Source organism: Rhizobium laguerreae, from assembly GCF_019778565.1.
GTDB lineage: Bacteria > Pseudomonadota > Alphaproteobacteria > Rhizobiales > Rhizobiaceae > Rhizobium > Rhizobium laguerreae.
Map to the genome: position 1 here is coordinate 294,131 of NZ_JAAXQT010000008.1, position 26,694 is coordinate 320,824.

Here is a 26,694-nt window from a genome sequence, read left to right on the forward strand (position 1 = left end):
AAGCTTTAGTCTATTAGCCTTTGGCATCAAGACGGCAATAAGGCGGCCCCCAGGCGCCCATCAAAATCAGCGGCTTAGCCGCAAACCGGAGAGCCTCCGTACCGCTTCCGCCGCAATTTGGCCACCTCACGCAGCCAAGCGTTGACTTGATGGTCGTTCTGGCGGCAGAAACGGCAAGCACAAAGATTTCACCGGGGCTGATATGACGAAACCGATCGTTGCCATTCCTGCCGATATCCGCAGCTTCGACGGCGCTACCTGGCATGCCGTACAGCATCAATATCTGCGTGCCGCGTTGAATGCCGCCGGCGTCATGGCCTTCATGATCCCGGCCTTCGAGGAAGGCTACGATACCGATGCGATCCTCGACCGCGTCGACGGTCTGCTGGTGTCCGGCTCGGCCAGCAATGTTCATCCCTCGCTCTACGGTGCCGAGGTGAGTGACAAGCACGGCCCCTTCGACCCCGCCCGCGACGCTACCAGCCTGCCGCTCATCCGCCGCGCCATCGATCGCACCATCCCGCTGCTTGCCATCTGCCGCGGCCTCCAGGAGCTGAACGTCGCCCTCGGCGGCTCGCTGGCAAGCGAGATCCACGAGCAACCCGGCATCTGGGACCACCGCCGGCCGGAAGACGTCGACCGGGACGGCATGTACGCCATTCGCCAGACCGTCCACGTCAAGGAAGGCTCCTGCATCGCAGGCATTCTCGGTCCGGGCGAGATCCGCGTGAATTCCCTGCATCGCCAGGCAATCGCCAGAACCGCCCCACGCCTGCAGGTGGAAGCCATCGCCGAGGACGGCACGGTGGAGGCCGTTTCCGTCATCGACGCCAAGGCCTTTGCCGTCGGCGTGCAATGGCATCCGGAATATTGGGCTGAAACCGACAAGTCTTCGAACCAGCTGTTCGCCGCTTTCGGCGACGCCGTCCGCAGCTATGCCGCCGCCAAGCTGCCGATGATCCCCGCGCAGGCGATCGCCTGACGGCGCGGCGCCGGCCAAGCATCGCCCGCGGAGCCAACCCGCGCCTAATCCTTCTGCGGCGTCTCCGGCACCGGCGTCAGCGCCCCACCCTTCTCGAACCAGGCAATGAGGTTGTCGGCGACGAGATCGGCCATTGCATTGCGTGTCGGCACGGACGCGGAGGCGACGTGTGGCAGCAGCACGGCATTGGTCGGTTCCAGCAGGTTGGCCGGCACGGTCGGCTCTTCATAGAAGACGTCGAGACCGGCAGCACCGAGCGCGCCGGAAGCAAGCGCTGCACTCAGCGCCTCCTCGTCCACCGTCCAGCCGCGGCCGACATTGACAAGAATACCGTCAGGGCCGAGTGCTGCCAGAATATCGGCATCGATCGTCTTGTGCGTCTGCGGCGTCTTCGGAACGATGGCAATCAGCGTATCCACAGCATTCGCCAACCCCTTCAGCGTCGGGTGATAGTCGTAGGACACATCGGCATGGCGCGAACGTGTGTGATAACTGATCTTCACCTTGAACGGCTCCAGCCGCTTGGCAATTTCGAGCCCGATGCGGCCAAGGCCGTAAAGCCCGACATGCCGGCCCTTCAGCGAGAAACGCGATAGCGGATAGGCCGTTCCCGGCTTCCAGTTGCCGGCACGCAGCCAGGCTTCGGCCCGCGGCAACTCGCGGACCGTGTTCAGCAGCAGGCCGATCGCCGTATCGGCGACCTCATCGTTCAGCACATCAGGCGTATTGGTGACGACAATGCCTTTTTCGGCGGCATGTTTCACGTCGATGCCGTCATAACCGACACCGAAATTGGCGACCACCTCGACATGCGGCAGCTGGTCCATCCAAGCGCCCGGGAAGGAACCAGATACGGCGACGCCGCGGATGCGGCCGGCGATCTCGCCGTCGAGCGCAAGCTTCTCCTCGCGCGGGACGGCGATAATCTCAAAACGATCCTTCAACCTGTCGAGAACACGCTCGTGTATCTTCCCAGGAACGAGAATGGCGATGCGGGACATGGCTTTTCCTCTTGGATGGCGGTCGAGGTTCAGGCGCGCGGCCGATGGGGACTGGTAGACTGGCGAATGCGCATTTCCGGCTTGATCAGATGCATACCGTCAGGCTCATGGCTGCCGGCAAGGCGATCAAGCAGCGCCCGGGCGGCCAGACGCCCGACCTCGGCCTGACCGTTCCAGACGGTCGTTAGCGCGGGCGTAGCGATCGAGGCCTCCTCGAGATCGTCGTAGCCGGTGACGGAAATATCGCGTCCCGGCACCAGGCCGGCGCGCGCAATGCCGTTCATCAGGCCGATCGCCACGAGATCGTTCCAGCAGACGGCTGCGGTCGGCTTCTGCGGCAGCGACAGGAAATGCACTGCAGCCTCGAAACCGCCCTGTTTCGAGCGCGGACCGGGAATGCGCAGGTTCGGATCGACCTCGATGCCGGCCTTGCGGAGCGAATTGACGTAGCCCTGGTAGCGGTCGCGGCCGGTGGATGTCTGGTCCGTGCCGCCGATCATGGCGATCGAGCGATGACCGAGGCCGATTAGGTGGTTGGTGGCAAGCGAGATACCGTAGCTGTCGTCGCCGCGATAGGTCGGCAGGTCCTGCCCTTCCATCGAGCGGGCGACCAGGATCGCCGGCATGCCGTTGTCTTCCGCCAGTTGCACGTCTTCCGGCGGCGTACCGATCGCCGGCGACATGATGACGCCGTCGCCGCCGAGCTGCAGCAGCGTCTCGATGAAGGTGCGCTGCTTTTCGACATTGTCGTAATGGTTGGAAAGGATGAAGGTGTGGCGGCTACGATCGAGCTCGCTTTCGATTGCCTTCAGAATCTCCCCGTAGAAGGGGTTCATGATGTCGTGCACGACGACGCCGATGATGCCGGAGCGGGAGGTCCGAAGGCTGGCGGCACGGCGATTGTAGATATAGCCGAGCGCGCGCGCCTGTTCCTTGATCTTCTCCCGGGTATTGCCGGCGACGAGCGGACTGTCGCGTAAGGCAAGCGATACGGTCGCCGTTGAAATGCCGAGCGTTTCGGCGATTGTCGAAAGCTTGATCTTCTGGACCACGTGTCCTCCTCCAGGCAGCACGCAAGCAGCAAGACCCCGCCGTCAAACCGGCGCGGCCCTTAAAATGTTTAATTAAAAGATTTAATCGATGGAAGCAATTCGTCTTTCGGGGAAATTTCAGTCTTCGTCCGGTTCTTCGATATGAATGGCTTCGGCCTGCAGATTGGCATCGATCGCCTTCAGCAGTCGGACGAGATTGCGAATTTCCTTCTCGGAGAACTCCTGCGTCGCCAGCCTGTCGCAGGCCGAGGCCGCCATCTCGATCCCTTGCACGCTGCCGCGGCCGAGTTCGGTGAGATAGACCTTGGTGAGGCGCGCATCTTCCGCATCGGGCTTGCGCTCGAGAAATCCCTGCGCCTCCATGCGGCCGATCGTGCGCGTCATCGTCGGCGCCTTGACCCCGAGCTTCTGGGCAAGACCGCCTGCCGTCATGCCGTCGCTCTCGGCAAGCGAGAGAATGACGCCGTCCTGACCGGCATAGAGCCCGCTTTCAAGCAGGTTGCGCGAAAGCACCGTCCGCATGGAACGCGCCGCCTGGGTGAGCGCCGGAGAGAGATCGACGAGCGTATACTCGGTCTGGTCCTTCTTCTTGGACTTGTTCTTTTTGCCGTCCTTGTGCTTCTTTCCCATAGCCATCCCTTTGATCTTTAAGCCCCGACGCCGCTGCGATATGACATTGCTCAGGATCTCGTCATAAACAAGAGGCAACGACCGGATGATGACACCTTCGCCGCGCTTCGAGGACAGCAACCCGGCCTTTGCACCTGACGGGCGCCGTCTGATTGCCGTGTTGCCGCTCGGCGCCCATGAACAGCACGGCCCTCACCTGCCCTTCGAAACCGACACACTGATTGCCGAAGGCATCGCCGGGCGATTGAAGATGGCCCTGCCCGCTGGCCTGCCGGTCACCTTCCTGCCCGCCGAATCCATCGGCTATTCCATAGAGCATATGGATGTTGAAGGAACGAAGACGCTTGCCTTCGACGAAGCGGTATACCGCTGGCTCGGCATCGCCGAAGGCCTGGCAAAGCAGGGCATCCGCAAATTCGTGATGCTGAACGCCCATGGCGGCAATTCGCCCGTCATATCAATCGTCGCCACCGAGGCGCGGGTCCGCTTTGCCATGCTGGCGGTGGCGACGAGCTGGACCCGTTTCGGCGTGCCGGATGGCCTGGTCACGCCGGAGGAAAAGGCGATCGGTATCCATGGCGGCGATATCGAGACCTCGGTGATGCTGGCCCTTCATCCCGACAAGGTTGATATGGCGAAGGCGGCGGACTTTTCCTCGCGACAGACGGAATTCGCCCAGCGTTTCAAGCATCTGCGCGCCTACGGGCCGCACGCCTTCGGCTGGAAGATGTCGGATCTCAACAGGCAAGGCGTGGCGGGCAATGCCGCGGCTGCGACGGCAGAAAAAGGTGAGGCGCTGATTGCCCATGCGGTAAAAGGACTGATGGAATTGCTGAGCGATGTCGATGCATTCGATGTCGCGCAACTCAGGTGAATATGGGCCATCTGCACCGGCCAGACGATGTGATCTTATAACATTATAAAACCCTTTGAACTGCCACGCTCAAGCCATTATATGAGACCAACCGTTCAAGCAGCCGATCCCAAGCCGCTCGGCCGCACGCCTAATCCTAGAGGTTCTCATGACCGACGCGATCTCCACCCAGAAGCCCATTCCCGTTACCGTGCTCACCGGTTATCTCGGCGCCGGCAAGACGACGTTGCTCAACCGCATTCTCTCCGAAAATCACGGCAAGAAATATGCGGTCATCGTCAACGAGTTCGGCGAAATCGGCATCGACAATGACCTGATCGTCGAGTCGGACGAGGAAATCTACGAAATGAACAACGGCTGCGTCTGCTGCACGGTGCGCGGCGACCTGATCCGCGTCGTCGAAGGCCTGATGCGCCGCCCCGGCCGCTTTGACGGCATCATCGTCGAAACGACCGGCCTTGCCGACCCAGTGCCGGTCGCCCAGACCTTTTTTATGGATGACGATGTGCGCGCCAAGACCGAGCTCGACGCCGTCGTCGCCCTCGTCGATGCCAAGCACCTGCCGCTGCGCCTGAAGGACAGCCGCGAGGCCGAAGACCAGATCGCCTTCGCCGACGTCGTCATCATCAACAAGACCGACCTGGTGACCCCGGAAGAACTTGATGTGATCGAGGATATCGTCCGCGCCATCAACCCGGCCGCCCGCGTCTACAAGACCAGCCGCTCCGGGGTCGACCTCGCCCGCGTGCTCGATCAGGGCGCCTTCAACCTGGAGCGCGCGCTCGAAAACGATCCGCATTTCCTGGAGCACGGCCATGACGACCACGTCTGCGGCCCCGATTGCGATCACGACCACCACCATCATGACCATGATCACGATCATCACGGCCACGACCATCATCACCATGGCGCCCATAACCATGGCGCGATGTCGGCGATCCACGATGTGACGGTGCAGTCGGTGTCGCTACGCGGCGGTCAGATGAACCCGGAGCGTTTCTTCCCCTGGATCCAGAAGATCACCCAGACGCAGGGGCCGAATATTTTGCGTCTCAAGGGCATCATCGCCTTCAAGGACGATCCCGAGCGTTACGTCGTTCAGGGTGTGCACATGATCATCGAGGGTGATCACCAGCGGCCGTGGAAGGAAGGCGAAAAGCACGAGAGCCGTCTCGTCTTCATCGGCCGCGAACTCGACCGCGAGAAGCTCGAAACCTCCTTCAAGGCATGCGAGGCAGCCGCCTGATGCCGACAGTTGCACCGCTTGATCTCGACGGCCACGTTCTGGCCGTCGAATTTTTAGGTGATGTTCCCTTCTTCGCAAGCGCAAACGGTACATTCCACCGGCTGGACGGCGGCGACAGGGTTTCTGAAGCCCACCAGGGCATGCTAACCGCGATCCGCGACCCCTACAGCGAGAGCCTGATTTCGGGCGGCGAGGACGGCAAGGTGCTGCGCATTGCCGCCGACGGCAGCGTCAGCGAGATCGCGACCGCGCCGCGCAAGTGGATTTCGCAGGTGGCAGCCGGCCCGCAGGGCGCCGTTGCCTATTCCTACGGCAAGAGTTCGCTCGTGCGCCTTGCCGATGGCACGACCAAGGAATTCCCCGAAGAGCGCACCGTCGAAGGTCTTGCCTTTGCGCCGAAGGGCCTGCGCATCGCGGCCGCGCGCTACAACGGTGTGTCGTTGCACTGGATCGGCATGAATGCCAAGCCGGTCGATCTTGAATGGAAGGGTGCGCATACCGGCGTCACCTTCTCGCCTGATGGTAATTTCCTCGTCACCTCGATGCAGGAAAACGCATTGCACGGCTGGAAGCTCGACATCAAGCCCGGCACCGAAGCCCGCCACATGCGCATGACCGGCTATCCCTCCAAGGTGAAATCGCTCTCCTGGTCGGTCAAGGGCAAGTGGCTCGCGTCTTCAGGCGCGCCTGCGGCAATCGTCTGGCCCTTCCAGGGCAAGGACGGGCCGATGGGCAAGGCGCCGCTGGAGCTCGGCACCCGCGCCAATATCATGGCAACCGCAGTGAAATTCCATCCGCTCGAGGACATCCTCGCCATCGGCTTCATCGACGGCATGATCCTGGCCGTGCGCATCGCCGACAGCAAGGAAGCGCTGCTGCGCCGACCCGGCAAGGGTGCGATCACAGCGATGAGCTGGAGCAAAAACGGCAAGCTGCTCGCCTTCGGCTCGGAAGCCGGCGATTGTGGCGTCATCGATATTTCGGCTTGAGGCCCGTTGCCGGCATGGACGACGCCCTGATGGAACCCGAAATCATGGCGCTCACCGCCGATCACATGCAAGCCGCGGCCGGAATCAGACGTGTCGCCCTGTGGCAACGGCTGCCCTGGCTGCCGGATGTGCATACGCCTGAGGAAGAGGAGCAGTACTGGCGCATGCATCTGCTGCCGAATTGCTCCATCCTCGGCGCCACCTTGGGAAACCAGCTCGTCGGTGTCATCGCCCATGGCGACAACTGGATAGAGCAGCTTTACGTTCTCCCGGGTTTCCAAGGCATGGGCATCGGCTCTTCACTCCTCGGCTGCGCCAAGGAGGAGATGAACGAGATCAGGCTCTGGACGTTTAAGCGTAATGCAGGCGCTCGTGCTTTCTACGAACGGCATGGTTTTACCGCTGAAAAGGAGACCGTTGGCGCCGACAACGAAGAGCGGGAGCCTGATGTGCTCTATCATTGGCGCCGGCTTCCGGAGCTGACTCCTCGCCCGCAGCCATCCGGTTAGAATACGCTATCGGACTCAAGGCCGTAGGATATCGGGGCTTGCCAAACGCCGTGCCCGGGCGAAACATGAACCACGAGCAGGAAGCGCTTTCCGCTGCCGTGACTGACAGAGGAAACGGAAATGTCGAAATCCACCCGCCTCGGTTTAGCCGGGCAACAGCCGCAGCCTTTGGCCGACGCATCCGTCTGGACCGTGATCCGCGCCGAGGCGGCCGAGTTCGCCGCGCGCGAGCCGATATTGCGGCAGCTGCTTGCCGCTCAGGTAACGGACACTGCCAACAACGATGAGATCATCGCCCGCGTGCTGGCCGCGCGGCTCTCCGTAGCGCAGGTGGAAACGGGTGATTTGTTCGATCTCATCCTGTCCACACTTGATGACGATATCATGCGGAAGGTCGAGGCCGATCTCATCGCCGTGCGCGAGCGCGATCCGGCCTGCACGACATTTCTGCACGCGCTTCTCAACCTGAAGGGCTTTCATGCGCTTGAGACGCATCGCATCGCCCATGCGCTCTGGATCGCCGGCCGTCCGGAGATCGCCAGTTGGCTCGCCAATCTCGTTTCGCTGGTCTTCGGCCCGGATATCCATCCGGCGGCACGGATCGGCGCATCCATCATGCTCGACCACGGTTCGGGCATCGTCATCGGCGAAACGGCTGTCATCGAGGATGAAGTGTCTATCCTGCAGAACGTCACGCTCGGCGGCACCGGCAAGGAGACCGGCGACCGCCACCCGAAGATCCGCCACGGCGTGATGATCGGCGCGGGCGCCAAGATCCTCGGCAATATCGAAATCGGCGCCTTCAGCAAGGTCGCCGCCGGCAGCGTCGTGCTCAAACCGGTTCCCACGCATTGCACGGTTGCCGGCGTGCCGGCAACGGTCGTGCGCATCCACCGCGCCGACGAAATCCCGGCCGAGACGATGGACCAGAATATCTAGAGCAATTCCAGCAAAAGTGCGTAGCGGTTTTGCGTCCGGAATTGCGCAAAGGCAAAAAGATAGAGCCGCTTCGACATAGGAACATTCGCCCCGTTCCTACGCGGCCTGCTGATTCTCCCCGAAGGCTTCGACCCGGTTGCGGCCTTCGCGCTTGGAACGGTAGAGCGCCTCGTCCGCCTTCTGCGTCAACCGCTCAAAATCTCCACCGCTTTCCGCACGCGCGGCAACGCCGATGCTCAGCGTCGGAAAGACGGCCAGATCCGCCCGCTGCATGACGGCAGCGGCGAAAGCGAGACGGATGCGCTCGGCAATCGCCATCGCCTCCTCCAGGGAAACGTTTTTCAGCACCGCCAGGAATTCATCCCCGCCTTGACGGGCGAGCAGGTCGCCGGAGCGCATGATGCCTCTCGAAACACTGGCGAAAAGCCGCAGGATGTCGTCACCGGCAGCATGGCCATGCCTGTCGTTCAGTTGCTTGAAATGGTCGATATCGATGATCAGCAGCGATACCGGCTGGGAACCGAGAGCCGGCAGATGCTGGGCAAGGCCGCCGCGATTGAGCGCGCCGGTCAGCGGATCGTGGTGAGCGAGTTCCGTCAGCTGATTTCGGCTGCGCTCGGCGGCCATCAGCACCATGGCCATGCTGCGCAGCATGATGAAGGCGACCGCCGATACCGCCATCCAGCTGTGAATTGCACTGCCGCCGAAGGGATCCGGCCCGCCGATCTCACCGGTCGCCGCGAGAATGCTGCGAACCGCAAAGATCGCGGCAGTGCAGGTGTAGAGGCCGACAAGCAAGGCTGCCGAATAAAGCCTCTCGCGCCGGACAATGCCGATCGCCTCCCTTGCAACGGCAAGATCGCAGAGGCAGCAGATGACGGAGACGTAGAGGAGCCTCGCCGAGACTGCCGATGGATCGCTGACGATGAGGACGACAGGAACGCTGACGAGCATGATCGCAAGCCAGAAAGTGCGCTGGTCGAGCGCTCGTCCCGAAAAGACGCGCACGGCAAAGAACATCAGCATATAGCCGGCGATGGTGACGATATTGCCGCCGTCGATCGAGACGGAGGTGGGAACGAGATTGCGCAGCGCGACGAGAAACGAGCCGACACCGACAAGAAGGTTGCTCAAGCCCCACCAGAGCGGCCACCTCTCGAAGCGACCCGTCGCATAGGCTGCAAGCTGGAGAACGCCCAGCACGAAACAGCTCACGGCAACAATGAAATAGATCGTCCTGAGATCCAGTAGCATGGCGCTTTCCCGAAATTCTCGCGGAACTTACAGGAAGCGTTTTGCGGTTTGATTGGAGCCTTCGCTAAAAATTTAACGATCGGGGTTTTTCGCCGCTGCATAATTCAAAGTCCTACAGCGCGTCTGAAAGACGCGCGGCCCTGTCGTCAGGCGGCACGCACCGAGCCGATGATGTCCGCCAACAGACCGTGCAGCAAATCCCTGTAGCCGCTTCGGGCAGACGGACCGCTCTCTTCCGAGGTCATGACGACGGTGAGATCGAGCGACGGCACGATGTAGAGCATCTGCCCGCCATATCCCCAGGCGAAATGCACCTGCTCGCCGCCGATCTGCCGCGTGAACCAGCCATAGCCATATTCGTCGCCCGAGAAGCGCGAGTTGGTGCGCTGCTGCCACGACTGGGCAATCCAGTCGGCAGGGACGATCTGGCGGCCGTTGGCGGTCTTGCCGCCGTTGCGGTAGAGTTCACCGAAGGCAAGCAGGGACCGGGCGCTCATCGCCATCTGATTGCCGCCCAGATAGATGCCCTGCGGATCGCGCTCCCATGCGCCAATGCGGAAACCTTCGACGGGACCCAGCCATTCGCGCGCCAACACCAGCGTCGGCCGCCGGCCGACCTTGGTGAGAATGGCCGAAAGCAGATGCGTGGATGCGGTGGAATAGAGCATCTCGCCACCGGGCTGATCGACGAAAGGCTGCGACAGCGCAAAGCGCACCCAGTTGCGCGAGGAGACCCAGCGGCCGTAGTTCGCCCCCGACATGCGATCGAGCCCCGCCTGCATGGAGAGAAGATTGCCGATGGTGATGTCGTTGATGCGCGGGTCTGGTGCTGCCGGAAGATCGGCCTTCAGGATCGGCGCGATCTTCTGGTCCGGCCCCGTCAACAGGCCTTTGTCGATGGCGATACCGACCAGCGCCGAAATGATCGACTTCGAAGCGGATTTGATATTGGTCGATTCCGAGGGCGAATGACCGTGGAACCCACGTTCGCTGAGCACGCGTCCGTCGCGAGCGACAATCACCGTCTTGAGAGGCCTCATCGCGGGGTCGCTCGCCGCGCGATCGAGACGCGGGCCAAGCCCGCCGACGCCGGAAGCCGTGCTCTGGGCAGCCGCCGGCCCCGTTGCAGCAAGTGGCAGGCAGAAGAAAAGCAGAAGGGAAAGAAGGCGGATCATGCGACGCAAGATAGGATATCGCCGCGATATGTTCGCCTGCCGGCGCCCTTTTTCACGCGATTGTGTTTCCGCGTGCTGCCGGCGCCTTTTCGAAACTTGATGCCAGAAAGACAATCCGCGCCGCAACCACACCAGGCCCGCCTGCCTGCGTGGTCAAACGGCGCGGATATTGCCAGCCGGGGGAAAAATTCTCAACCTGGCCGGCCGGTCGGAGCAGCCTTACGGCTCCGCGTGACGTTTCAGGCCGATCCGGCCCAATCCCGTTCTAGGCTGCGCGGCGAACCGGGGCACCGGTCAGCATGCGTCCCGAGGGGACGATCATGCCGGCCGCGCCGCCAAGCCAGCCGTCCGTGAGCTCGAGCGCCAGAAAGCGCGAGCGTTCGAACGGACCCGGCATGACGAGATGGCGAGCCTTTTCGGCAAAGAAGCCGAAGCGCTCGTAATAGGCAGCATCGCCGACGAGCAGGACGGCGCCGTGCCCGCGCTTCTTCGCTTCGAGAAGCGCCGCACGCATCAGCGCCGAGCCGATGCCCTTGCCGCCCTGATGGGGCGCAACGGCGAGCGGTCCAAGCAGCAGCGCATTGATCGGCGTGCCTTCGTCATTGACGCCGGCCTCGATGTTCCAGAGCCGCACCGAGCCGATGACATGGCCGTCGCGATCGCGCGCGACGAGCGCAAGGCCCTCGGCCGGGACGCGGTTGCGGCGGATCTTCTCCGACGACTTCTTGCGGCGATCCGGGCCCATGACGCGGTCGAGCAGGTTTTCACGCGCAACGACATCCGAGGGATTTTCGGCGTCGATGGCGAAAGTGGTAGGCGCAAAGAATGCGCGGACAGAATCAAGAACAGCGGCCATCTTGGCCTCCCGTACCCAATACCGTTATCAGCGGCGATGAAGGAAGATTGTGAAGTTGCCGCCCCGGCTGGTTACGGGGCCGGCGGAAACGACCTTAGATGACGTAGGACTTCAACGGGTCGAAACCGTTGAAAGCGACCGCCGAATAGGTCGTCGTATAGGCGCCGGTGCCTTCGATCAGGACCTCGTCGCCGATCGAAAGGGAGATCGGCAGCGGATAGAGGTTCTTCTCGTAGAGCACGTCGGCCGAATCGCAGGTCGGACCGGCAATGACGCAGGGCTCCATCTCGTCGCCGTCGTGTTCCGTGCGGATCGGATAGCGGATGGCTTCATCCATCGTCTCGGCGAGACCGCCGAACTTGCCGATGTCGAGGAAGACCCAGCGGGCATCGTCATTGTCCGACTTCTTCGAAATCAGAACGACTTCCGCCTTGATGACACCGGCATTGCCGACCATGCCGCGGCCCGGCTCGATGATCGTCTGCGGGATCTGGTTGCCGAAATGCGTGCGCAGCGCCTGGTAGATCGACTTGCCGTAAGCTTCAGCGGACGGAACGTCACGCAGGTACTTGGTCGGGAAGCCGCCGCCCATGTTGACCATCTGCAGGTGGATGCCCTGCTTGGCAAGCGATACGAAGACGCGCTTGGCATCGGCGAGCGCCGAATCCCAGGCATCGACCTTGGTCATCTGCGAACCGACATGGAACGAGACGCCATAGGACTGAAGGCCAAGCTGATGGGCGTAGACGAGGACGTCGACAGCCATCTGCGGAACGCAGCCGAACTTGCGCGACAGCGGCCATTCGGCGCCTTCGCCATCCGTGAGCACGCGGCAGAAGACCCGGGCGCCGGGAGCGGCGCGCGAAATCTTCTCGACTTCCTCGTGGCTATCGACGGCAAAGAGGCTGACGCCGAGCGCATGCGCGCGGGCAACGTCACGTTCCTTCTTGATCGTGTTGCCATAGGAGATGCGGGCGGCGGTCGCACCGGCTTCGAGCGCCATTTCGATTTCGGCAACGGATGCACAATCGAAATTGGAGCCGAGGCCTGCAAGCAGCTTCAGCACTTCGGGAGCCGGGTTGGCCTTGACGGCATAATAGATGGCGCTGTCCGGCATGGCGTGACGGAAGGCGTGGAAATTGTCGCGAACGACGTCGAGGTCAACCACGAGGCAGGGACCATCGGGACGTCGGGTTGCGAGAAAGTCGCGGATGCGCTGAGTGGTCATATCGATTCCCTCTTCCAATTCCAGAGCTCCGGCATGAACCGGAGGACAAAGGGCATACGATAGCTCGCATTGGAACCAGCCGGTGGAGACCCCGGAACCATAGCAAGCGCTCGATGCGCAGATAGTGAACCAACGCCGCGATGCGGTGTAAGTTCGGCTTTGTCTGCCATGGATTGGAGGGAGAATCCCAACCGCACTTCCGGCAATGATGGTGTGCCTCTTCAGTAACCCCCGCTGATGGAAAGCAGGGAGAGAACAAAAAGGCCCGCACCGTCGTTGCTTCAGGCGTCCTCGCATTTTCCGGTTGGCCGGAATAGCGACTGGAGGGGTTAATTCCAGGTACCTTACCGATTTCCTCACCAATTCGAGGGTTCGGCGGACACCCATGGGCACGTGCGACTTTGGGCTGAGTGGGAAATAAGAATATTCGCCTTCATAATCAAGCGATTTTTTGATCTTGGGGCTAAAAAAATTATTGAACAAGACGAGCCAATTTGTTCAACATTCCGAAACAGCCTGAGGGGTGCCATGGATACCTTGACCCGCATACGCGCCTTCATCGATGTCGTCGAGGCCGAAGGCTTCTCCGCTGCGGCACGGCGCACCGGCCGCTCGAAGGCGCTGCTCTCCAAATATGTGCGCGAGTTGGAGGACGAGCTCGGTGCGCTGCTGCTCAACCGCACCACCCGTCAGTTCTCGATGACCGAGGCCGGCCATACCTATTACCGCACCGCCTCCGATATCCTGAAGGAGATCGACAACCTCGCCGATCTCGTGCGTGAAAACAATGCGCAGCTCAAGGGACGGCTGCGCATCTCGGTGCCGCGCACCTTCGTCGATGCCGATGTCGGCCAGTCGCTGATCGACTTCGCCAAGGAGAACCCGGACCTTTCGCTGGAGATCGCCGCCGACGACCGGTTCGTCGATCTGATCGAGGAAGGCTTCGACGTGGCGATCCGCATCACCAAGCTCGAAGATTCCGGCATGATCGCCCGCAAGATCTCGGATTTCCGCATCCATATCTGCGCCACCCCTGAATTTCTCGAGCGCTATCCCGATCTCGATCACCCGGCGGCCCTTTCCAGCGTCCCCTTCATCGTCGATACCAATGCGCGCACCCAGGCGAGCATCCGCTTCCACAATCCCGACAACACCTCGTTCGCAGTTGCCGTTTCCGGACCGATAGAGGTGAACAGCCCGCATGCGACATTACGCGCAGCACTGGCCGGCATCGGCGTAGCCTTCATCCCGGATTTCATCGCCCGCAAGCCAATCGAGAGCGGCGAACTGGTGACCCTGTTCAACGATTACATCCCCACCGACCGCGGCATCTATGCCGTTTACCCACACCGGCGCTACCTGCCGGCCAAGGTGAGGATTTTCGTCGATTACCTGCACAACTGGTTCAAGAAGCACCCATGATGCGACAACAGGTTCCATGTTGATCCACATGGCTGAGACGATCGGCGACGATCGGGGAACCGCCAGTGAAGCCCGTCCCAATTCCGTCCCAATTTCTGGCAAGAAGTCAGGGTCACCGAACAGAGCAGCGGAATAGATGAAACATTCAACGATACTGATGGCGGCGCTTCTTTCGCTGGCGCCGGCCGCCGCCTTTGCCCATCCGCACATCTTCGTGGAAGCGCGCCTCGAAGTCGTGGCCGGCAAGGACGGCAGTGTCGAGGAGCTGCGCAATGTCTGGCGCTTCGACGAGGTCTTTTCGTCCTCCGTCGTCATGGATTTCGACAAGAACACCGACCTGAAGCTGGAGCCGAACGAGCTCGCGGAGGTCGGAAAGACGGTGAAGCAGTCGCTTGCCGACTACGATTACTACATGAACCTGACGATCAACGGGAAGAACATCACCGTCCAGAAGCCTGACATCATCCATGTCGACTACAAGGAAGGTCAACTGCTGATGTTCTTTGCGGTGAAGCCGGTGGAGAAGATGCCACTCAAGGGCAGGCTCAGCTTCGGCGTCTATGACCCGACGCTCTATACCTCGATCGACTTTCCCACGGACGGTGAGCTCGCGATCGTCGGAGACGGCTTCAAGGCCTGCAAACATCAGGTAGTGCGGCCCGATGCCGACCAGGTGATATCGGAAAACAAACAGTCGCTGACGGACGCTTTCTTCAACGATCCCACCGGCACCAACATGTCCAAACTCTTCGCCACCCGGCTGGAGGTCACATGCTGACAAAACGCCTGCCCCTCATTTTTTGCGCAGTCGTCCTCGCGCTCCTAGCGGCGGCAAGTCTCGCCCATGCGCAATCTCCGCTTGGCATCGGCACGGCGGAGCCGAGCTTCCAGCCGACCGGCGGTCCGCTCGCACCGCTTTTGCTCTATGTGAATTATGAACAGCAGGCCTTCTACCGGGCGCTGACCGGCGCCTTAAAGGCGATGCGTCAAGACCCATGGCAACTGGCATCGCTGATCGGCCTGTCCTTCGCCTACGGCGTCTTCCATGCAGCCGGCCCGGGCCACGGCAAGGCGGTCATCTCCTCCTATATGATTGCCAACGAGATCGAGCTGAAGCGCGGCGTGATGATTTCCTTCATTTCGGCCTTCATCCAGGGCGTGGTGGCGGTAGCGCTGGTCGGCGGCGCCTGGTTGGTGTTGCGCGGCACCGGCATCACGCTGACGGCAGCGACCCACGCGATGGAGATCGCCAGCTTCATCATGGTCATCCTGTTCGGCGGCTGGCTGCTGTTTCGCAAACTGCGCTCGATAGCCGGCAATATGCCACGGCGCCGGCTGATGGCGACGCCTGCCGGCCCGGTCAGCATGATGCTCGACTGGAAGGATAATGCAGCCGAACGCCAGGCCTATGCCTTCAACGGCAAGGCGCAGGCTGTCGAAGCCGGCCACACCTTTGTTCCCGGCATGGTCTGCGAGACCTGCGGCAATGCCCACGTGCCCGACCCGGCCCTGCTCGGCGGCGATAAGTTCAGCGTCCGCGAGGCCTGGTCGGCAATCGTTGCCGTCGGTCTGCGCCCCTGTTCCGGCGCCTTGCTGGTCATGACCTTCTCACTGCTGAACGGGCTCTATCTCGGCGGCGTGCTGTCGATCGTCGCCATGTCGCTCGGCACGGCGATTACCGTTTCCCTACTTGCCACACTTGCCGTCACTGCCAAGAGCGCGGCCGTCCGCCTCTCCGGACGCGGCTCGACCGCCTCGATCTGGGTCGGCAATGCCATCGAAATCCTCGGCGCCGTGCTCGTCATGCTGATGGGTGCCCTGCTGCTTGGGGCCTCGCTGCAGGGTTAAACCTATTTCCCCCGGCTGCGCTGGTAACGCGCCCGCAACCAGAAGACAGCGAAAAACGCCATGATCAGGCAGACGCCGACGACGATCGCCAACGTCGGCGAGAAGTTGCCGATCCACAGAACGATGGTCGGCAGGAAGTAGATGACGAGGGCAGCGCTAAGCAGGATGATGCCGGCGGCGGTCGCCTGCGAGCGGCTTTCCGGGCTCATACGAGCCTTTCCTTTTCGAGATCGGCGCGGATATCCTGCAGGCGGCGGATCTGATTGCCCTCGGCGTCGAAATTCGCGGGGGAAAGCCATGCTTCGAAGGCATCGTTGATCACCGGCCATTCGGCATCGATCATCGAGAACCAGGCGGTGTCGCGGTTGCGATGCTTGGAGATCATGTGCTGGCGGAAGACCCCTTCGAAGCTGAAGCCGTAACGCGCGGCCGTCGTCTTGCTCGCCTCGTTCTTATTGTCGCATTTCCATTCGTAGCGGCGGTAGCCGAGATCCTCGAAGACGTGCTTGGCCATCAGGTAATGCGCCTCGGTCGAAAGCGGCGACCGCTTCATCTCGGCCCCGTGCGCCACTCCGCCGATCTCGACGACGCCGTTTGCCGGGTCGGCGCGCATGTAGTTCGCCATGCCGACAATCTTGCCGGTGGCGTTGTCGCGGAAGATATGGGTGAGCCAGCCGGACTTGGTATTGACGGTTTCCAGCCAGCTGGCGAAATCGTCGATACCGGAGAAATCGTCCTGCGCGAAATAGAGAAGCAGCGGGTTGATGCCCATGCCGCCGAGCCCGTCCCACAGCGCCTCGAGATGTTCCGCGCGCCGATAGGGTTCAACCGTGACGAAACGGCCCTTCAGCGTCACCGGCTTCGGCGCCGGGCAGCCCTTGAAATTTGCAAGATCGCGCATGTTCACTCCCCTTTTCGGAAGAGTGGATAGGCCAGCCGCCCGACAAAGGCAACCGGCCTAGATGTCACTGTGACAAGGTCACCTTGGCGGAGGATACCGTCGCCTCGATATGGTCGACCAGTTGGTCGGCAAGGCCGAGGCGGCCGGCAAGCAGATCGAGATAACCGCGCTCGGCGCGTGAATCCGGCTCGATGGTGAGCCGCGAGCCGGTGTAGATCTCGACGCGCTGTTCTTCCGTCACCGCGGCGGCCACGAGCGCATCGATATCCGTCGGCGAGGCGAGTTCATGCTCGATGAAGGCCGCAGCCTCGCCGCTGACATCGGCGGCCTTGACCTTCTCCATGATGAGGGCGCGTTCGGCATCGTCGATATGGCCATCGGCCTTGGCGGCGGCAATCATTGCGCGGATCAGCACCAGGGCGAATTCATTGCTGCCGGCAGGCGACGTCGGCCCGAAACCGGATTCGGCAGGCGGCGGCAGAAGCACCGGATTATTGGCGGACGGTGCATCGGAAGGGGCAGCGGGGGCCTGCCCGGCCTGGTAATTCTTGTAGGCTTGGTAACCGAGGCCGGCAATCGCGGCAAGACCGCCGATCGCCAGTGCATTGCCGGCAATACTGCGGCCGGTCTTGGTGCCGAGGAGCGCGGCAGCAATGGCGCCGGTCTTCATCGGATTGTTCCTGGCCGTCTGAACGGCATCACCCGCCCTGTCGCGGACCGAGCCGCCGAGACCCGGCACCTGCGAACCCAAGAACTGGTCGAGAAGCTTTTTTGCGTCGAACATTCCTCGTCATCTCCCTGTTGAAGCTGGAGAAGAACATAGGTTTGCGACGGTTGAAATACAAACTTGGGAAGCGGGATTGAGCCGTGAGGCTCACCCGCCCTTGCCGAAACTCAGGCCTTCAGCGCCGCCGCCTCTGCCGCGAGCTTGGTAATGCCGGCCCAGTCGCCGGCCGCGACCAGTTCCTTTGGCGCCACCCACGAGCCGCCGACGCAAATGACGTTCGGCAGCGAGAGATAATCATTGGCATTCTTCAGCGAAATACCGCCGGTCGGGCAAAACAGCGTGCCGGCAAGCGGCGAGGACAGCGCCTTGAGATAGGCGGCGCCGCCAGCCTGCTCGGCCGGGAAGAATTTCAGCACCTGGTAGCCTTCTTCGCGCAGCGCCATGACTTCGCTGGCGGTCGCAGCCCCCGGAAGCAGCGGCACGTCGGAATCCGCAGCCGCATCGAGCAGCTCCTGCGTCGTGCCGGGGCTGACGATGAACTTCGAACCGGCCTCGACGGCGGCTTCCCAATGGGCGACATTAAGGATCGTGCCGGCGCCGACTTCGGCGCCTTCGACCTCTGCGGCGACGGCGCGCACCGCCTCGAGCGCCGCCGGCGTGCGCATGGTGATCTCGATCGCCTTCAGGCCGCCCGCGACGAGCGCACGGGCCAGCGGCACCGCCGTCTTCGCATCGTCGACGATCAAGACCGGAACGACAGGCTGGAGTTTCAGGATGGAAAGGAGCTTCTCTGTTTTCTCGCCCATGGTCGCGCGACCTCCTTGAAACGATTGAATTCGGACCCCGAATAACGCCCCCGCGGAACCTTGTCGAGATAAAACCGGACCGCATATCGAGAAGGGTATGAAATGCGTGGAAATTGGGCTACCGTGCCGCAATCGTCACAAAAGGTTCACCGGTATGGCGAAAGAGATCGAGCGGAAGTTTCTTGTACGCAGCGATGGATGGCGTTCCGCCGTCGAGACGAAGTCTGTCCTCAGGCAGGGTTATATTGCCTCGATGGAAGACCGCTCCGTCCGGGTGCGCATCCTCGACGGCAGGAAGGCGAAACTGACGATCAAGATCGGCCGCAGCGCCATCACTCGTGACGAATTCGAATATGACATCCCCATCGCCGATGCCGAAGAGCTGTTGCAGAACGCGATCGGCGTCGTCATCGAGAAGACGCGCTATCGCGTTCCGCATGAGGACTTCGTCTGGGAAGTCGACGTCTTTACCGGCGAGCATCGCGGACTGGTGATCGCCGAGGTGGAGATGACGGCAGAAACCGATGATCCGGCCCTGCCCACCTGGCTCGGCCGCGAAGTGACCGGCGATTTCCGCTATTCCAACCAGGCCCTTGCCACAGAATACGGGCACGACAGGCATGGCCTATCGCATTCGGCCTGACGCCGATTTCACCAAGGCATTCCGCAGCGTTGCGACGGAGCAGCTGGAACGCGCCGTCACCATCCTTGAGGAACGCCCGGACGGCGCGCATGAGGCGATCCATTCTTTCCGCAAGAACCTGAAACGGCTACGCTCGCTCTACCGCCTCGTGGCCCGCGAGGTGCCGGATTTTCAGGCCCAGGAAAATGCGAGGCTGCGCGATACCGCACGCTCGCTTTCGGCGATCCGCGACGCTGCCGCCCTCATCGGCACCGCGGAATATCTGCAGCACGCAGCCCGCGGAAAAGAGGAGAGCGAGGCGCTCGGCCGCATCGTCACCATTCTCGAAGGACGCCGTGACTGGATGGTGCAGGCCGAAAGCGGCCTGGAACAGCGGCTCGCGGAAACCTCCGACGTTCTGAAGGAAGCGATCACCGCCCTGGATGCCGTCTCCTTTGATGGCGGCCACCGCAAGAATGCCCGCATGCTGGCAAAGAGCTGGCGACGCACGGCGCGGAAGGCCAAGACCGCGCTTGCGGCTTGCCATGGCGAGGCAACGGCCGACGTTTTCCACGATCTGCGCAAACGCACCTACGACTATCGGCTCTACCATGCGCTTTTGCGTGACGTCTGGCCGGGCGCGATGAAGGCCAAGCGCTATGCGGCCAAGGAACTTGTCGAGGATCTCGGCCACATCCACGATCTCACCGTGCTCTCCGAACTGGTCGAGGCCGAACCGCAGCTCTTCACCCGCAATGACGACCTGGCGCATCTGCTCGACATCATCATCTTCCGCCAGCAGGAAGAGCGTCGGCAAGCGCTGGTCAAAGCCGAAGCGGTCTTCGCCGATGATGCCGACGAGGAAGCCCAGCGCATCGAGCTTCTCTGGTTGATGACTGGAAACTGAGAGAAGGCCGCCACTGGCGAAGGCAATTGCGCGGCCCGCCGATTTTCTGTATTTCCCGCCCATGACCGACAGCCTGACACACACCAGCCCGTTCCTCGTGGCCGCACTCTACCATTTCGTTTCCGTGCCGCACTTTGCCGGCCTGCAGGCGCCGTTGCAGACGCTTTGCGAGGAGAACGGCGTCAAGGGAACGCTGCTTCTGGCGCATGAAGGCATCAACGGCACGATCGCAGGCCCGGATGCCGGCATTCACGCCGTGCTCGCTTTCCTGCGCGCCCAGCCGGAATTTTCGGGCCTGGAGCACAAGGAAAGCCGCGCCTCGAAAATGCCCTTCCTGCGCATGAAGGTGAAGCTGAAGAAGGAAATCGTCACCATGGGCGTCGAAGATATCGACCCCAACAAGGTGGTCGGCACCTATGTGGCTGCCAAGGGCTGGAACGCGCTGATTTCCGACCCCGACACCATCGTCATCGACACCCGCAACGACTACGAGACGGCGATCGGAACCTTCCGCGGCGCGCTCGACCCGAAGACCAAGAGCTTCCGTGAGTTTCCGGAATGGGTGCGTCAGAATCCCGGTCTGCACAACAAGCCAAAGGTCGCCATGTACTGCACCGGCGGCATACGCTGCGAGAAGGCCACCGCCTTCATGAAGGCTGAGGGCTTCGACGAGGTCTATCATCTGAAGGGCGGCATCCTGAAATATCTGGAGGAAGTGCCGCAGGAGGAGAGCCTCTGGGATGGCGCCTGCTTCGTCTTCGACGAGCGCGTGTCCGTCGAGCACGGTTTGAAGGAAGGCGAACACCGGCTCTGCCACGCCTGCCGCAACCCGATCACCGCCGAGGAAATCACCTCGCCGCTTTACGAGGAAGGCGTTTCCTGCAGCCACTGCTACCACATGCGTACGGAGGAAGACCGGCTGCGTTACCGTCAGCGTCAGCATCAGATCGCCCTGGCGAAAAAGCGCGGCCAGCGACATATCGGCAGCTGAGCCGGAATTCTGATTGGCCTGAGGATCAGGCTGCCGGTCGAGCTGCGCCGACGTGGCGCCGGGCCGCAGGCTCCGCTTTGCGTCGCTCCTGCAGCATCTCGGTGATAAGGTCCGATGTCACAGGCTTTGCGAACCAATAGCCCTGCAGGCAGTCACAGCCGAAGAGGCGCATGGCGATCGCCTGCTCCTCGGTCTCGATACCTTCGGCCGTCACCGGAATATCGAGCGAACGGGCAAGTGCTACCGTCGCCTGCAGCATCTCGCGCTGGCGTTTGTCGTTGACACCCATGACCAGCGAGCGGTCGATCTTGATGCGGTCGAAGCCGAACTGCCTGAGATAACCGATCGAGGAGAAACCGGAACCGAAATCGTCGAGCGCCACCTTGACCCCCAGCCCCTTCAACCGTTCGATCGACTGGCGGGTGCGCTGCGGATTCTGGATCATGTAGCCTTCGGTGATCTCGAGCGTGATGCGGTCGGCCTCGATCTCCGTCTGTTTCAGCACGTAGCGCACATAGTCGGTAAAGGCGGGATTGCGGAACTGGCCGGGCGAGACGTTAACCGAGACATTGAGTTCCGGCCATTGCTTGGCCGTCTCGCAGGCCTTGCGCAGTACGAACAGGCCGAGCGATTCGATGAGGCCGCTGGTCTCGGCAATCGGGATGAACAGCTCGGGCGAGACAGGACCATGGCCCGGGCGGTTCCAGCGCACCAGAGCCTCGACGCCGGTCATCGCATGTGTGCTCGCATCGATCAGCGGCTGGTAGGCGAGCGTCAGGTCGCCGCTTTCGATCGCCATCCGGAGATCGAGCTCCAGCGCATTACGCTGCTCCCGATCCGCATCCATCGACGGATCATAGAGCATCATCCGCGCGCGGCCGGCCTCCTTCGCTTTGTACATGGCAAGATCGGAGCGGCGCACCAGCTCTTCGCGCCCGACCGCACCCAAAGGCGACATGGCGATGCCGATACTGGCTCCGACGACGACCACGCGGCGGCCGATCTCTAGCGGCTCGACCAGAAAATCGAGGATCTGTTCGGCAAGCTGCAGGGCGGCGGCATTCTCGCCGTCGGAGAGAAAGGCGATCGCAAATTCATCGCCGCCGATGCGCGCGAGAACCGCACCCTGCGGAATGAGCACAGCGAGCCCGGCCGCGACCGCACGGATCAGCTGGTCACCGGTGCCGTGGCCATAACTGTCATTGACTTCCTTGAAGCCATCAAGATCAAGATAGAGGAGCAGCACGTTGCGCTTGGCCTGGCATGCCTCGACGACAAAGCGATCGACGGCGAGCCCGAGACCATCGCGGTTGGAAAGACCGCTCAACCTGTCGCGCAACGCCTCCTCGCGGGCGCTGCCTTCCTCTGCCCTCAGGCGGCGGCCGGCAAGCCAGCCGATGACCAGCAGCACTACGAAGAACAATCCGACGAGGCCGAGAGCCTGGATGACCATCGGCCGCACCTGAGCATAGGCGATATCGCCGGGTGAACGCGAGGTCCAGACGAGCTTGCCGAGCGTTGCCCCCGTCGGATCGACGATCGGTACGCGATAGTCGGCAGCAAAACTCGGCGGCGCCAGCCTCAGCCCGCCGATGACATAGGTCTGGCCGAGCGCGGTCACTCTGTCGTCATCGAGATGGCGGGCGAAAACAAGATAGCGGCGCTGGCCGACGGGCGCATCCAGCGCACCGGACTTTTCCCGCACCAATGCCACGCCGACAGCGGCAATGCCGCGTTTGGTGGTGACGAAGCCGACCGCTTGAGGACGATCGGCCGGGCCGGCCGCCTTCACCCTGTCGAGCAGGACCCAGAGCGACGGCGCGAAGAAATCCGTGAGCGGCTCCTCCATCGGTTTGCCGTCGCGATAGGTCATGATCGCCTTCTTCTCGCCATCGATGACGATCGCCACGTCAAACAGCGAGCTATTGACCGACATCTCGCCGTAATTGCTCACCGTCCAGGCCATACCGTCCGGCGCGTAGACGTTGGCGGCGGCATCGTCCCAGGCGGCATAATCGTCGAGCGTCGCGCCGAGCTGATCCTCGAATGTCTTCACCGCGCCGATCGTCGTTTCGCGCGAGCGCTCGTCATCGAGGAGATTGGCGTTTTCGGTCACGCGTTCGAGTGCCGTCAGCACCATGACGGTGACGACGGCGACGATGACCGCGAAGGAGAAAAGTACGCCGGTGACGGTAATGTGACGGCCTATTCCCGATCCCTTGCTCTGCGACTTTCCGACTGCCTGCATAACAGCTCCCTGACCGGTGCACTTTGCCAGCCAAGGGTTCAAAAACGTTTAAACAACCGCCTGTTGCACGTGTCTGACGATCGATTTTTGTCCGTGCCGCCGGTGGTCGCGAAATTGACGGCAAGCAGCGTCAGCTTGCCGTGCCGCCGGACGGGCAAGTTCAAAAGGCGCCTGGATCAAGTGCCCGCTGGAGTAATTGCGCTAACCCGCTTTGTGATTGCCCTTCGGGAACTGAGCCGCCAGTTCGCGATACCACTTGCCGCTCTTCTTTACCGTGCGTAACTGCGTCTGATAATCGACATGGACGAGGCCGAAGCGCATGCGGTAGCCTTCCGCCCATTCGAAATTGTCCATCAGGCTCCAGGCGAAATAGCCGCGCAGGGGATAGCCGTCCTTGACGAGGCCGGCCACGATGTCGAGGTGATCGCCGAGATAGTCGAGGCGCATCACGTCGTCGACCTCGCCGTCGACGACATCGGTATTGTCGCAGGCGCCGTTCTCGGTGATGTAGCATTCCGGCAGGTCATAGCGGCGGTAAAGGTCCTCGACCGAGAGCTTCAGGCCCGGCGCATAGATTTCCCAGCCGATATCGGTCTTGACGTCGCTTGCCGGCGGCGCTTCCACCGTCCAGGGGAAATCGCCCTTGCGTTCGGCATCGTCGGTGACGCGCTCGGGCTTGTAGTAGTTCAGACCCCACCAGTCGAGTTTCTGGCTGATGAGCTTCATGTCGCCATCCCCGATGGCGGGCATGCGATCGCCGAGCGCTTCGACGAATTCCTTTGGATACTCGCCCTTGAAGACGGGGTCGAAGAAGGCGCCGTTGTGGAACTGATGTGCACGCTCGGCGGCGGCGCGATCGGCCGGGCTGTCGGAGCCGGGAATGATCGAGGCGGCATTGAGCACGAGGCCGACCGGCACATTGGGGGCTTCCGAGCGGATCGCCTCGACGCCGAGGCCGTGTGCCAGGTTCATGTAATGCATGGCGTGAAGGGCGGCCTGCATGTTGCGCTCGCCAGGAGCATGAATGCCGTAGAGGTGGCTGAGCCAGACGATGCACCAGGGCTCGTTGAAGGTGGCGACACTGTCAAGGCGATCCCCCAGGCGGTTCATCACCGTCTTGGCGTAGCGCTGATAGGCGTAGGCGGTCGAGCGCGCAGTCCAGCCGCCCTCGCCGGCGAGCAACAGAGGCAGATCCCAATGGTAGAGCGTCGCGAAGGTCTTGATGCCCCGCGCCTTGCAGCCGTCAACCAGCCGGTCGTAGAAATCGAGGCCGGCCTCGTTTACCGGACCCGTACCGTCGGGGATAATGCGCGGCCAGGCGATCGAGAACCTGTAGGCTTCGACACCCATCTCCTTGATGAGATCGAGGTCCTGCTCCAGGCGATTGTAGTGGTCGCAGGCAACGTCGCCGTTATCGCGATTATGGACGCGGCCGGGCATATTGCAGAAAGCATCCCAGATGGATGGCTTGCGGCCATCGGCCTTGCTGGCGCCTTCGATCTGGAAGGCGGCGGTGGCAACGCCGAAAGTGAAGTCGCCGGGAAAGCGCTCCGCGAGTTTCTTCGGATCGATCATCTGCAAATCCTATCTCTCAGGTTCAGCCGTTTGCGCCGGATTTAGCCAAGCCCGAGTGTAAAGTACAGGCTGGCGGCGAGAAAATCTGCAACGTTGCAGGAGGAAAAACAGAACAGCTGCAACGCCGCTCCCTATCCGGGCAACCACCCTCATAACGGCATTGTCAGCAGTCGTGACTTGGCCGTTGAGACGGAGATCCTTACACGGGAAATGGAATCACAAATGTGAAAGGAATCCAATGCTCTCTTCGTTCCATTCGCTGCAGCCTCATCTGCTGAGCCTGTTGCGCATCGTCTCGTCACTCGTGCTTTTCAGCTACGGAACACAGAAAATCCTGCATTTTCCGGCTGCGGCAAGCGTACCGCCCGCGGGCTCGCTTTCCTGGATTGCCGGGCTGCTCGAACTCACCTTCGGCTTCCTGGTCCTGGTGGGATTCCAGACTCGTATCGCAGCCTTCGTGCTCTCGGGCCTGATGGCCTTCGCCTATTTCATCGGGCACGCGTCGAAGGGCATCTATCCTGCGCAGAACGGCGGCGTCGCGGCGATCCTGTTCTGCTTCGTGTTTCTTTATCTGGTGGCGGCAGGTGCCGGACCGTTGAGCGTCGACAATCTGCTGAAGCGCGGGCGCACTGCTACTGCCTGACCAAATAAACAAAATGCCGAGACGGCTTGACCCCGCCTCGGCGCTTTCATGGCGCAATCCAGATCGTTAATTCAGACCTTGACCCAGGCGCCGTTCTTCTTCGAAGACGCGACGCAGGCTTCGACGAAAGCCACGCCCTTCACGCCGTCATCGACTGTGGGGTAGACCACTGCCTTGTCGACGGCCTTGTCCTTTTTGCGGGCGTTGATCGCATGTGCGGCTTCCGTATAGATCGTCGCGAAGGCTTCGAGATAACCTTCCGGATGCCCGGATGGCACGCGCGTGACACGGCCGGCAGCCGCGCCTGAACCGGCGCCGCCCCGGGTGATCAGCCGCTTCGACTCGCCGAAAGGCGTGTACCACAAGTAGTTCGGGTCCTTCTGGGTCCATTCGAGCCCGCCCTTGGTGCCGTAGACGCGGACCATCAGACCGTTTTCATGGCCGGGCGCCACCTGGCTGCACCAGAGCATGCCCTTGGCTGGCTTCTCCGAGCCCTTCGCCTTGAAGCGCAGCATGACATGCGCGTTATCGTCCAGCCGGCGGCCGGGAACGAAGCTGTCGAGATCGGCAGCGAGGCTGTCGAGCTCCAGGCCAGTGATGAAGGCGGCGAGATTATAGGCATGCGTACCGATATCGCCCGTCGAGCCGCCGACGCCGGACTGTGCCGGATCGGTGCGCCAGGCAGCCTGTTTCTGGCCGGTTTGCTCGACCGCTTCCGTCAGCCAGTCCTGCGGATATTCGGCCTGGACGACGCGGATGTCGCCGAGTTCGCCATTCGCGATCATCTCCCGCGCCTGGCGGACCATCGGATAGCCGGTGTAATTATGAGTCAGCACGAACAGCGCGCCGCTCTCGTCGGCGATCTTCTTCAGCTTCTTCGCATCGGCAAGGTTGGACGTCAGCGGCTTGTCGCAGATGACATGGATGCCGCGCTTCAGGAATTCCTTGGCTGCATCGTAATGCACATGGTTCGGCGTGACGATCGCCACCGCCTCGATGCCGTTCTTCAGCTTCGCCTCGCGGATTGCCATCTCGCGGTAGCTGGAATAGGTCCGCGACGGATCGAGGCCGAGGTCGCGGCCGGATGCGATCGCCTTTTCGGACGAAGCCGACAGCGCGCCGGCGATGAGATCGTACTGATCGTCGATGCGTGCCGCGATACGGTGCACCGCGCCGATAAACGCGCCCGCGCCGCCGCCCACCATACCGAGCCGGATGCGCGGCTCGCGGGTCTGTTCGGATGATGCTTCGATTGCCATTGATTCCTCC

At 62.0% G+C, this 26,694-nt stretch carries 27 protein-coding genes; 13 read left to right on the forward strand and 14 right to left on the reverse strand.

What is annotated here, in order from left to right:
* Positions 1–202: 202 nt before the first annotated feature.
* A complete protein-coding gene (locus HFO71_RS24405; protein WP_221950039.1) occupies positions 203–982 on the forward strand; it encodes a gamma-glutamyl-gamma-aminobutyrate hydrolase family protein in 780 nt (259 codons plus the stop codon).
* A gap of 44 nt (positions 983–1,026) precedes the next feature.
* Here the strand turns inward: HFO71_RS24405 and HFO71_RS24410 are convergent, their stop codons facing one another.
* The 3 genes from HFO71_RS24410 to HFO71_RS24420 all read right to left on the reverse strand — a co-directional run bounded on the left by HFO71_RS24410 (position 1,027) and on the right by HFO71_RS24420 (position 3,665).
* Positions 1,027–1,983 (reverse strand): 2-hydroxyacid dehydrogenase, encoded by a 957-nt coding sequence (locus tag HFO71_RS24410; RefSeq protein WP_221977694.1) that lies wholly within the window; start codon positions 1,981–1,983, stop codon positions 1,027–1,029.
* 29 nt (positions 1,984–2,012) lie between these two features.
* On the reverse strand, positions 2,013–3,035 hold the full coding sequence (locus HFO71_RS24415) for a LacI family DNA-binding transcriptional regulator (RefSeq protein WP_003542973.1): 1,023 nt from the start codon (positions 3,033–3,035) through the stop codon (positions 2,013–2,015).
* Between the two features lie 117 nt (positions 3,036–3,152).
* Complete coding sequence (locus HFO71_RS24420; RefSeq protein ID WP_025396056.1) at positions 3,153–3,665, reverse strand: MarR family winged helix-turn-helix transcriptional regulator; 513 nt, start codon at positions 3,663–3,665, stop codon at positions 3,153–3,155.
* Positions 3,666–3,750: 85 nt separating this feature from the next.
* Here HFO71_RS24420 and HFO71_RS24425 point away from each other — a divergent pair, with 85 nt between their 5' ends.
* The 5 genes from HFO71_RS24425 to cysE all read left to right on the forward strand — a co-directional run bounded on the left by HFO71_RS24425 (position 3,751) and on the right by cysE (position 8,222).
* The gene (locus tag HFO71_RS24425) at positions 3,751–4,539 is read left to right on the forward strand and encodes a creatininase family protein (protein ID WP_221968304.1); all 789 of its coding nucleotides are present in this window, start codon (positions 3,751–3,753) and stop codon (positions 4,537–4,539) included.
* 148 nt (positions 4,540–4,687) lie between these two features.
* Complete coding sequence (locus tag HFO71_RS24430) at positions 4,688–5,785, forward strand: CobW family GTP-binding protein (protein WP_077979463.1); 1,098 nt, start codon at positions 4,688–4,690, stop codon at positions 5,783–5,785.
* A complete protein-coding gene (locus HFO71_RS24435; protein WP_018243596.1) occupies positions 5,785–6,774 on the forward strand; it encodes a WD40 repeat domain-containing protein in 990 nt (329 codons plus the stop codon). Before HFO71_RS24430 ends, HFO71_RS24435 begins: the two co-directional genes overlap by 1 nt.
* A gap of 14 nt (positions 6,775–6,788) precedes the next feature.
* The gene (locus HFO71_RS24440; protein ID WP_221988546.1) at positions 6,789–7,283 is read left to right on the forward strand and encodes a GNAT family N-acetyltransferase; all 495 of its coding nucleotides are present in this window, start codon (positions 6,789–6,791) and stop codon (positions 7,281–7,283) included.
* 120 nt (positions 7,284–7,403) lie between these two features.
* Entirely contained in the window at positions 7,404–8,222 is an 819-nt protein-coding gene (cysE, locus tag HFO71_RS24445) for a serine O-acetyltransferase (protein ID WP_131641706.1), read from the forward strand.
* Between the two features lie 96 nt (positions 8,223–8,318).
* Here cysE and HFO71_RS24450 read toward each other — a convergent pair whose 3' ends face one another.
* The 4 genes from HFO71_RS24450 to odc2 form a co-directional block, all read right to left on the reverse strand.
* Positions 8,319–9,476 carry a GGDEF domain-containing protein gene (locus tag HFO71_RS24450; RefSeq protein ID WP_025396062.1) on the reverse strand — a complete coding sequence of 386 codons (1,158 nt, stop codon included), beginning with the start codon at positions 9,474–9,476 and terminating at the stop codon, positions 8,319–8,321.
* A gap of 146 nt (positions 9,477–9,622) precedes the next feature.
* A complete protein-coding gene (locus tag HFO71_RS24455; RefSeq protein ID WP_025396063.1) occupies positions 9,623–10,651 on the reverse strand; it encodes a serine hydrolase domain-containing protein in 1,029 nt (342 codons plus the stop codon).
* Between the two features lie 265 nt (positions 10,652–10,916).
* Positions 10,917–11,507, reverse strand: coding sequence for a GNAT family N-acetyltransferase (locus HFO71_RS24460; protein WP_077979457.1), 591 nt, complete (start codon positions 11,505–11,507; stop codon positions 10,917–10,919).
* A 94-nt stretch (positions 11,508–11,601) separates the two neighbouring features.
* On the reverse strand, positions 11,602–12,735 hold the full coding sequence (gene odc2, locus HFO71_RS24465; RefSeq protein WP_025396064.1) for an ornithine/lysine decarboxylase: 1,134 nt from the start codon (positions 12,733–12,735) through the stop codon (positions 11,602–11,604).
* A gap of 528 nt (positions 12,736–13,263) precedes the next feature.
* On the opposite strand from odc2, the gene HFO71_RS24470 reads away from it, so the two are divergent.
* The 3 genes from HFO71_RS24470 to HFO71_RS24480 all read left to right on the forward strand — a co-directional run bounded on the left by HFO71_RS24470 (position 13,264) and on the right by HFO71_RS24480 (position 16,005).
* Positions 13,264–14,157, forward strand: a complete 894-nt coding sequence (locus tag HFO71_RS24470) for a LysR family transcriptional regulator (RefSeq protein WP_077979456.1) — start codon at positions 13,264–13,266, stop codon at positions 14,155–14,157.
* A gap of 136 nt (positions 14,158–14,293) precedes the next feature.
* Entirely contained in the window at positions 14,294–14,935 is a 642-nt protein-coding gene (locus HFO71_RS24475; protein WP_065281302.1) for a DUF1007 family protein, read from the forward strand.
* Positions 14,929–16,005: a nickel/cobalt transporter gene (locus HFO71_RS24480; protein ID WP_077979455.1), complete on the forward strand. Its 1,077-nt coding sequence runs from the start codon at positions 14,929–14,931 to the stop codon at positions 16,003–16,005. Before HFO71_RS24475 ends, HFO71_RS24480 begins: the two co-directional genes overlap by 7 nt.
* Positions 16,006–16,007: 2 nt before the next feature.
* Here HFO71_RS24480 and HFO71_RS24485 read toward each other — a convergent pair whose 3' ends face one another.
* The 4 genes from HFO71_RS24485 to HFO71_RS24500 all read right to left on the reverse strand — a co-directional run bounded on the left by HFO71_RS24485 (position 16,008) and on the right by HFO71_RS24500 (position 18,439).
* Positions 16,008–16,214: a hypothetical protein gene (locus tag HFO71_RS24485; protein ID WP_017962148.1), complete on the reverse strand. Its 207-nt coding sequence runs from the start codon at positions 16,212–16,214 to the stop codon at positions 16,008–16,010.
* Positions 16,211–16,906 (reverse strand): GNAT family N-acetyltransferase, encoded by a 696-nt coding sequence (locus HFO71_RS24490; protein ID WP_131661244.1) that lies wholly within the window; start codon positions 16,904–16,906, stop codon positions 16,211–16,213. The genes HFO71_RS24485 and HFO71_RS24490 overlap by 4 nt, the downstream gene beginning before the upstream one ends.
* A 64-nt stretch (positions 16,907–16,970) precedes the next feature.
* Complete coding sequence (locus HFO71_RS24495; protein WP_077979454.1) at positions 16,971–17,690, reverse strand: tellurite resistance TerB family protein; 720 nt, start codon at positions 17,688–17,690, stop codon at positions 16,971–16,973.
* Positions 17,691–17,800: 110 nt separating this feature from the next.
* Positions 17,801–18,439 carry a 2-dehydro-3-deoxy-phosphogluconate aldolase gene (locus HFO71_RS24500; RefSeq protein WP_003543005.1) on the reverse strand — a complete coding sequence of 213 codons (639 nt, stop codon included), beginning with the start codon at positions 18,437–18,439 and terminating at the stop codon, positions 17,801–17,803.
* 154 nt (positions 18,440–18,593) lie between these two features.
* Between HFO71_RS24500 and HFO71_RS24505 the strand changes: the two genes are divergently transcribed.
* From HFO71_RS24505 to trhO, 3 genes are all read left to right on the forward strand, one after another.
* Complete coding sequence (locus HFO71_RS24505) at positions 18,594–19,082, forward strand: CYTH domain-containing protein (protein WP_077979453.1); 489 nt, start codon at positions 18,594–18,596, stop codon at positions 19,080–19,082.
* Entirely contained in the window at positions 19,060–19,968 is a 909-nt protein-coding gene (locus HFO71_RS24510) for a CHAD domain-containing protein (RefSeq protein ID WP_077979452.1), read from the forward strand. The genes HFO71_RS24505 and HFO71_RS24510 overlap by 23 nt, the downstream gene beginning before the upstream one ends.
* Positions 19,969–20,029: 61 nt before the next feature.
* Entirely contained in the window at positions 20,030–20,959 is a 930-nt protein-coding gene (gene trhO, locus HFO71_RS24515; protein ID WP_221988538.1) for an oxygen-dependent tRNA uridine(34) hydroxylase TrhO, read from the forward strand.
* 25 nt (positions 20,960–20,984) lie between these two features.
* Here trhO and HFO71_RS24520 read toward each other — a convergent pair whose 3' ends face one another.
* Both HFO71_RS24520 and HFO71_RS24525 read right to left on the reverse strand, forming a co-directional pair.
* Positions 20,985–23,207 carry a putative bifunctional diguanylate cyclase/phosphodiesterase gene (locus HFO71_RS24520; protein ID WP_077979450.1) on the reverse strand — a complete coding sequence of 741 codons (2,223 nt, stop codon included), beginning with the start codon at positions 23,205–23,207 and terminating at the stop codon, positions 20,985–20,987.
* A 201-nt stretch (positions 23,208–23,408) separates the two neighbouring features.
* Positions 23,409–24,782 carry a GH1 family beta-glucosidase gene (locus tag HFO71_RS24525; protein ID WP_077979449.1) on the reverse strand — a complete coding sequence of 458 codons (1,374 nt, stop codon included), beginning with the start codon at positions 24,780–24,782 and terminating at the stop codon, positions 23,409–23,411.
* Between the two features lie 238 nt (positions 24,783–25,020).
* On the opposite strand from HFO71_RS24525, the gene HFO71_RS24530 reads away from it, so the two are divergent.
* Positions 25,021–25,425: a DoxX family protein gene (locus HFO71_RS24530; protein ID WP_077979448.1), complete on the forward strand. Its 405-nt coding sequence runs from the start codon at positions 25,021–25,023 to the stop codon at positions 25,423–25,425.
* A 71-nt stretch (positions 25,426–25,496) separates the two neighbouring features.
* Here the strand turns inward: HFO71_RS24530 and HFO71_RS24535 are convergent, their stop codons facing one another.
* Positions 25,497–26,684 carry a Gfo/Idh/MocA family protein gene (locus HFO71_RS24535; RefSeq protein WP_077979447.1) on the reverse strand — a complete coding sequence of 396 codons (1,188 nt, stop codon included), beginning with the start codon at positions 26,682–26,684 and terminating at the stop codon, positions 25,497–25,499.
* Positions 26,685–26,694 lie beyond the last annotated feature (10 nt).

Coding starts and splice junctions, on each gene's coding strand:
- HFO71_RS24425 (WP_221968304.1), top strand. CDS start 3,751: ATGATGACACCTTCGCCGCGCTTCGAGGACAGCAACCCGGCCTTTGCA.
- HFO71_RS24440 (WP_221988546.1), top strand. CDS start 6,789: ATGGACGACGCCCTGATGGAACCCGAAATCATGGCGCTCACCGCCGAT.
- HFO71_RS24520 (WP_077979450.1), bottom strand. CDS start 23,207: ATGCAGGCAGTCGGAAAGTCGCAGAGCAAGGGATCGGGAATAGGCCGT.
- HFO71_RS24490 (WP_131661244.1), bottom strand. CDS start 16,906: ATGCGCGATCTTGCAAATTTCAAGGGCTGCCCGGCGCCGAAGCCGGTG.
- HFO71_RS24510 (WP_077979452.1), top strand. CDS start 19,060: ATGGCCTATCGCATTCGGCCTGACGCCGATTTCACCAAGGCATTCCGC.
- HFO71_RS24430 (WP_077979463.1), top strand. CDS start 4,688: ATGACCGACGCGATCTCCACCCAGAAGCCCATTCCCGTTACCGTGCTC.
- HFO71_RS24495 (WP_077979454.1), bottom strand. CDS start 17,690: ATGTTCGACGCAAAAAAGCTTCTCGACCAGTTCTTGGGTTCGCAGGTG.
- HFO71_RS24535 (WP_077979447.1), bottom strand. CDS start 26,684: ATGGCAATCGAAGCATCATCCGAACAGACCCGCGAGCCGCGCATCCGG.
- HFO71_RS24450 (WP_025396062.1), bottom strand. CDS start 9,476: ATGCTACTGGATCTCAGGACGATCTATTTCATTGTTGCCGTGAGCTGT.
- HFO71_RS24460 (WP_077979457.1), bottom strand. CDS start 11,507: ATGGCCGCTGTTCTTGATTCTGTCCGCGCATTCTTTGCGCCTACCACT.
- HFO71_RS24525 (WP_077979449.1), bottom strand. CDS start 24,782: ATGATCGATCCGAAGAAACTCGCGGAGCGCTTTCCCGGCGACTTCACT.
- HFO71_RS24405 (WP_221950039.1), top strand. CDS start 203: ATGACGAAACCGATCGTTGCCATTCCTGCCGATATCCGCAGCTTCGAC.
- HFO71_RS24480 (WP_077979455.1), top strand. CDS start 14,929: ATGCTGACAAAACGCCTGCCCCTCATTTTTTGCGCAGTCGTCCTCGCG.
- HFO71_RS24455 (WP_025396063.1), bottom strand. CDS start 10,651: ATGATCCGCCTTCTTTCCCTTCTGCTTTTCTTCTGCCTGCCACTTGCT.
- cysE (WP_131641706.1), top strand. CDS start 7,404: ATGTCGAAATCCACCCGCCTCGGTTTAGCCGGGCAACAGCCGCAGCCT.
- HFO71_RS24435 (WP_018243596.1), top strand. CDS start 5,785: ATGCCGACAGTTGCACCGCTTGATCTCGACGGCCACGTTCTGGCCGTC.
- HFO71_RS24410 (WP_221977694.1), bottom strand. CDS start 1,983: ATGTCCCGCATCGCCATTCTCGTTCCTGGGAAGATACACGAGCGTGTT.
- HFO71_RS24475 (WP_065281302.1), top strand. CDS start 14,294: ATGAAACATTCAACGATACTGATGGCGGCGCTTCTTTCGCTGGCGCCG.
- trhO (WP_221988538.1), top strand. CDS start 20,030: ATGACCGACAGCCTGACACACACCAGCCCGTTCCTCGTGGCCGCACTC.
- HFO71_RS24530 (WP_077979448.1), top strand. CDS start 25,021: ATGCTCTCTTCGTTCCATTCGCTGCAGCCTCATCTGCTGAGCCTGTTG.
- HFO71_RS24505 (WP_077979453.1), top strand. CDS start 18,594: ATGGCGAAAGAGATCGAGCGGAAGTTTCTTGTACGCAGCGATGGATGG.
- HFO71_RS24470 (WP_077979456.1), top strand. CDS start 13,264: ATGGATACCTTGACCCGCATACGCGCCTTCATCGATGTCGTCGAGGCC.
- odc2 (WP_025396064.1), bottom strand. CDS start 12,735: ATGACCACTCAGCGCATCCGCGACTTTCTCGCAACCCGACGTCCCGAT.
- HFO71_RS24485 (WP_017962148.1), bottom strand. CDS start 16,214: ATGAGCCCGGAAAGCCGCTCGCAGGCGACCGCCGCCGGCATCATCCTG.
- HFO71_RS24500 (WP_003543005.1), bottom strand. CDS start 18,439: ATGGGCGAGAAAACAGAGAAGCTCCTTTCCATCCTGAAACTCCAGCCT.
- HFO71_RS24420 (WP_025396056.1), bottom strand. CDS start 3,665: ATGGGAAAGAAGCACAAGGACGGCAAAAAGAACAAGTCCAAGAAGAAG.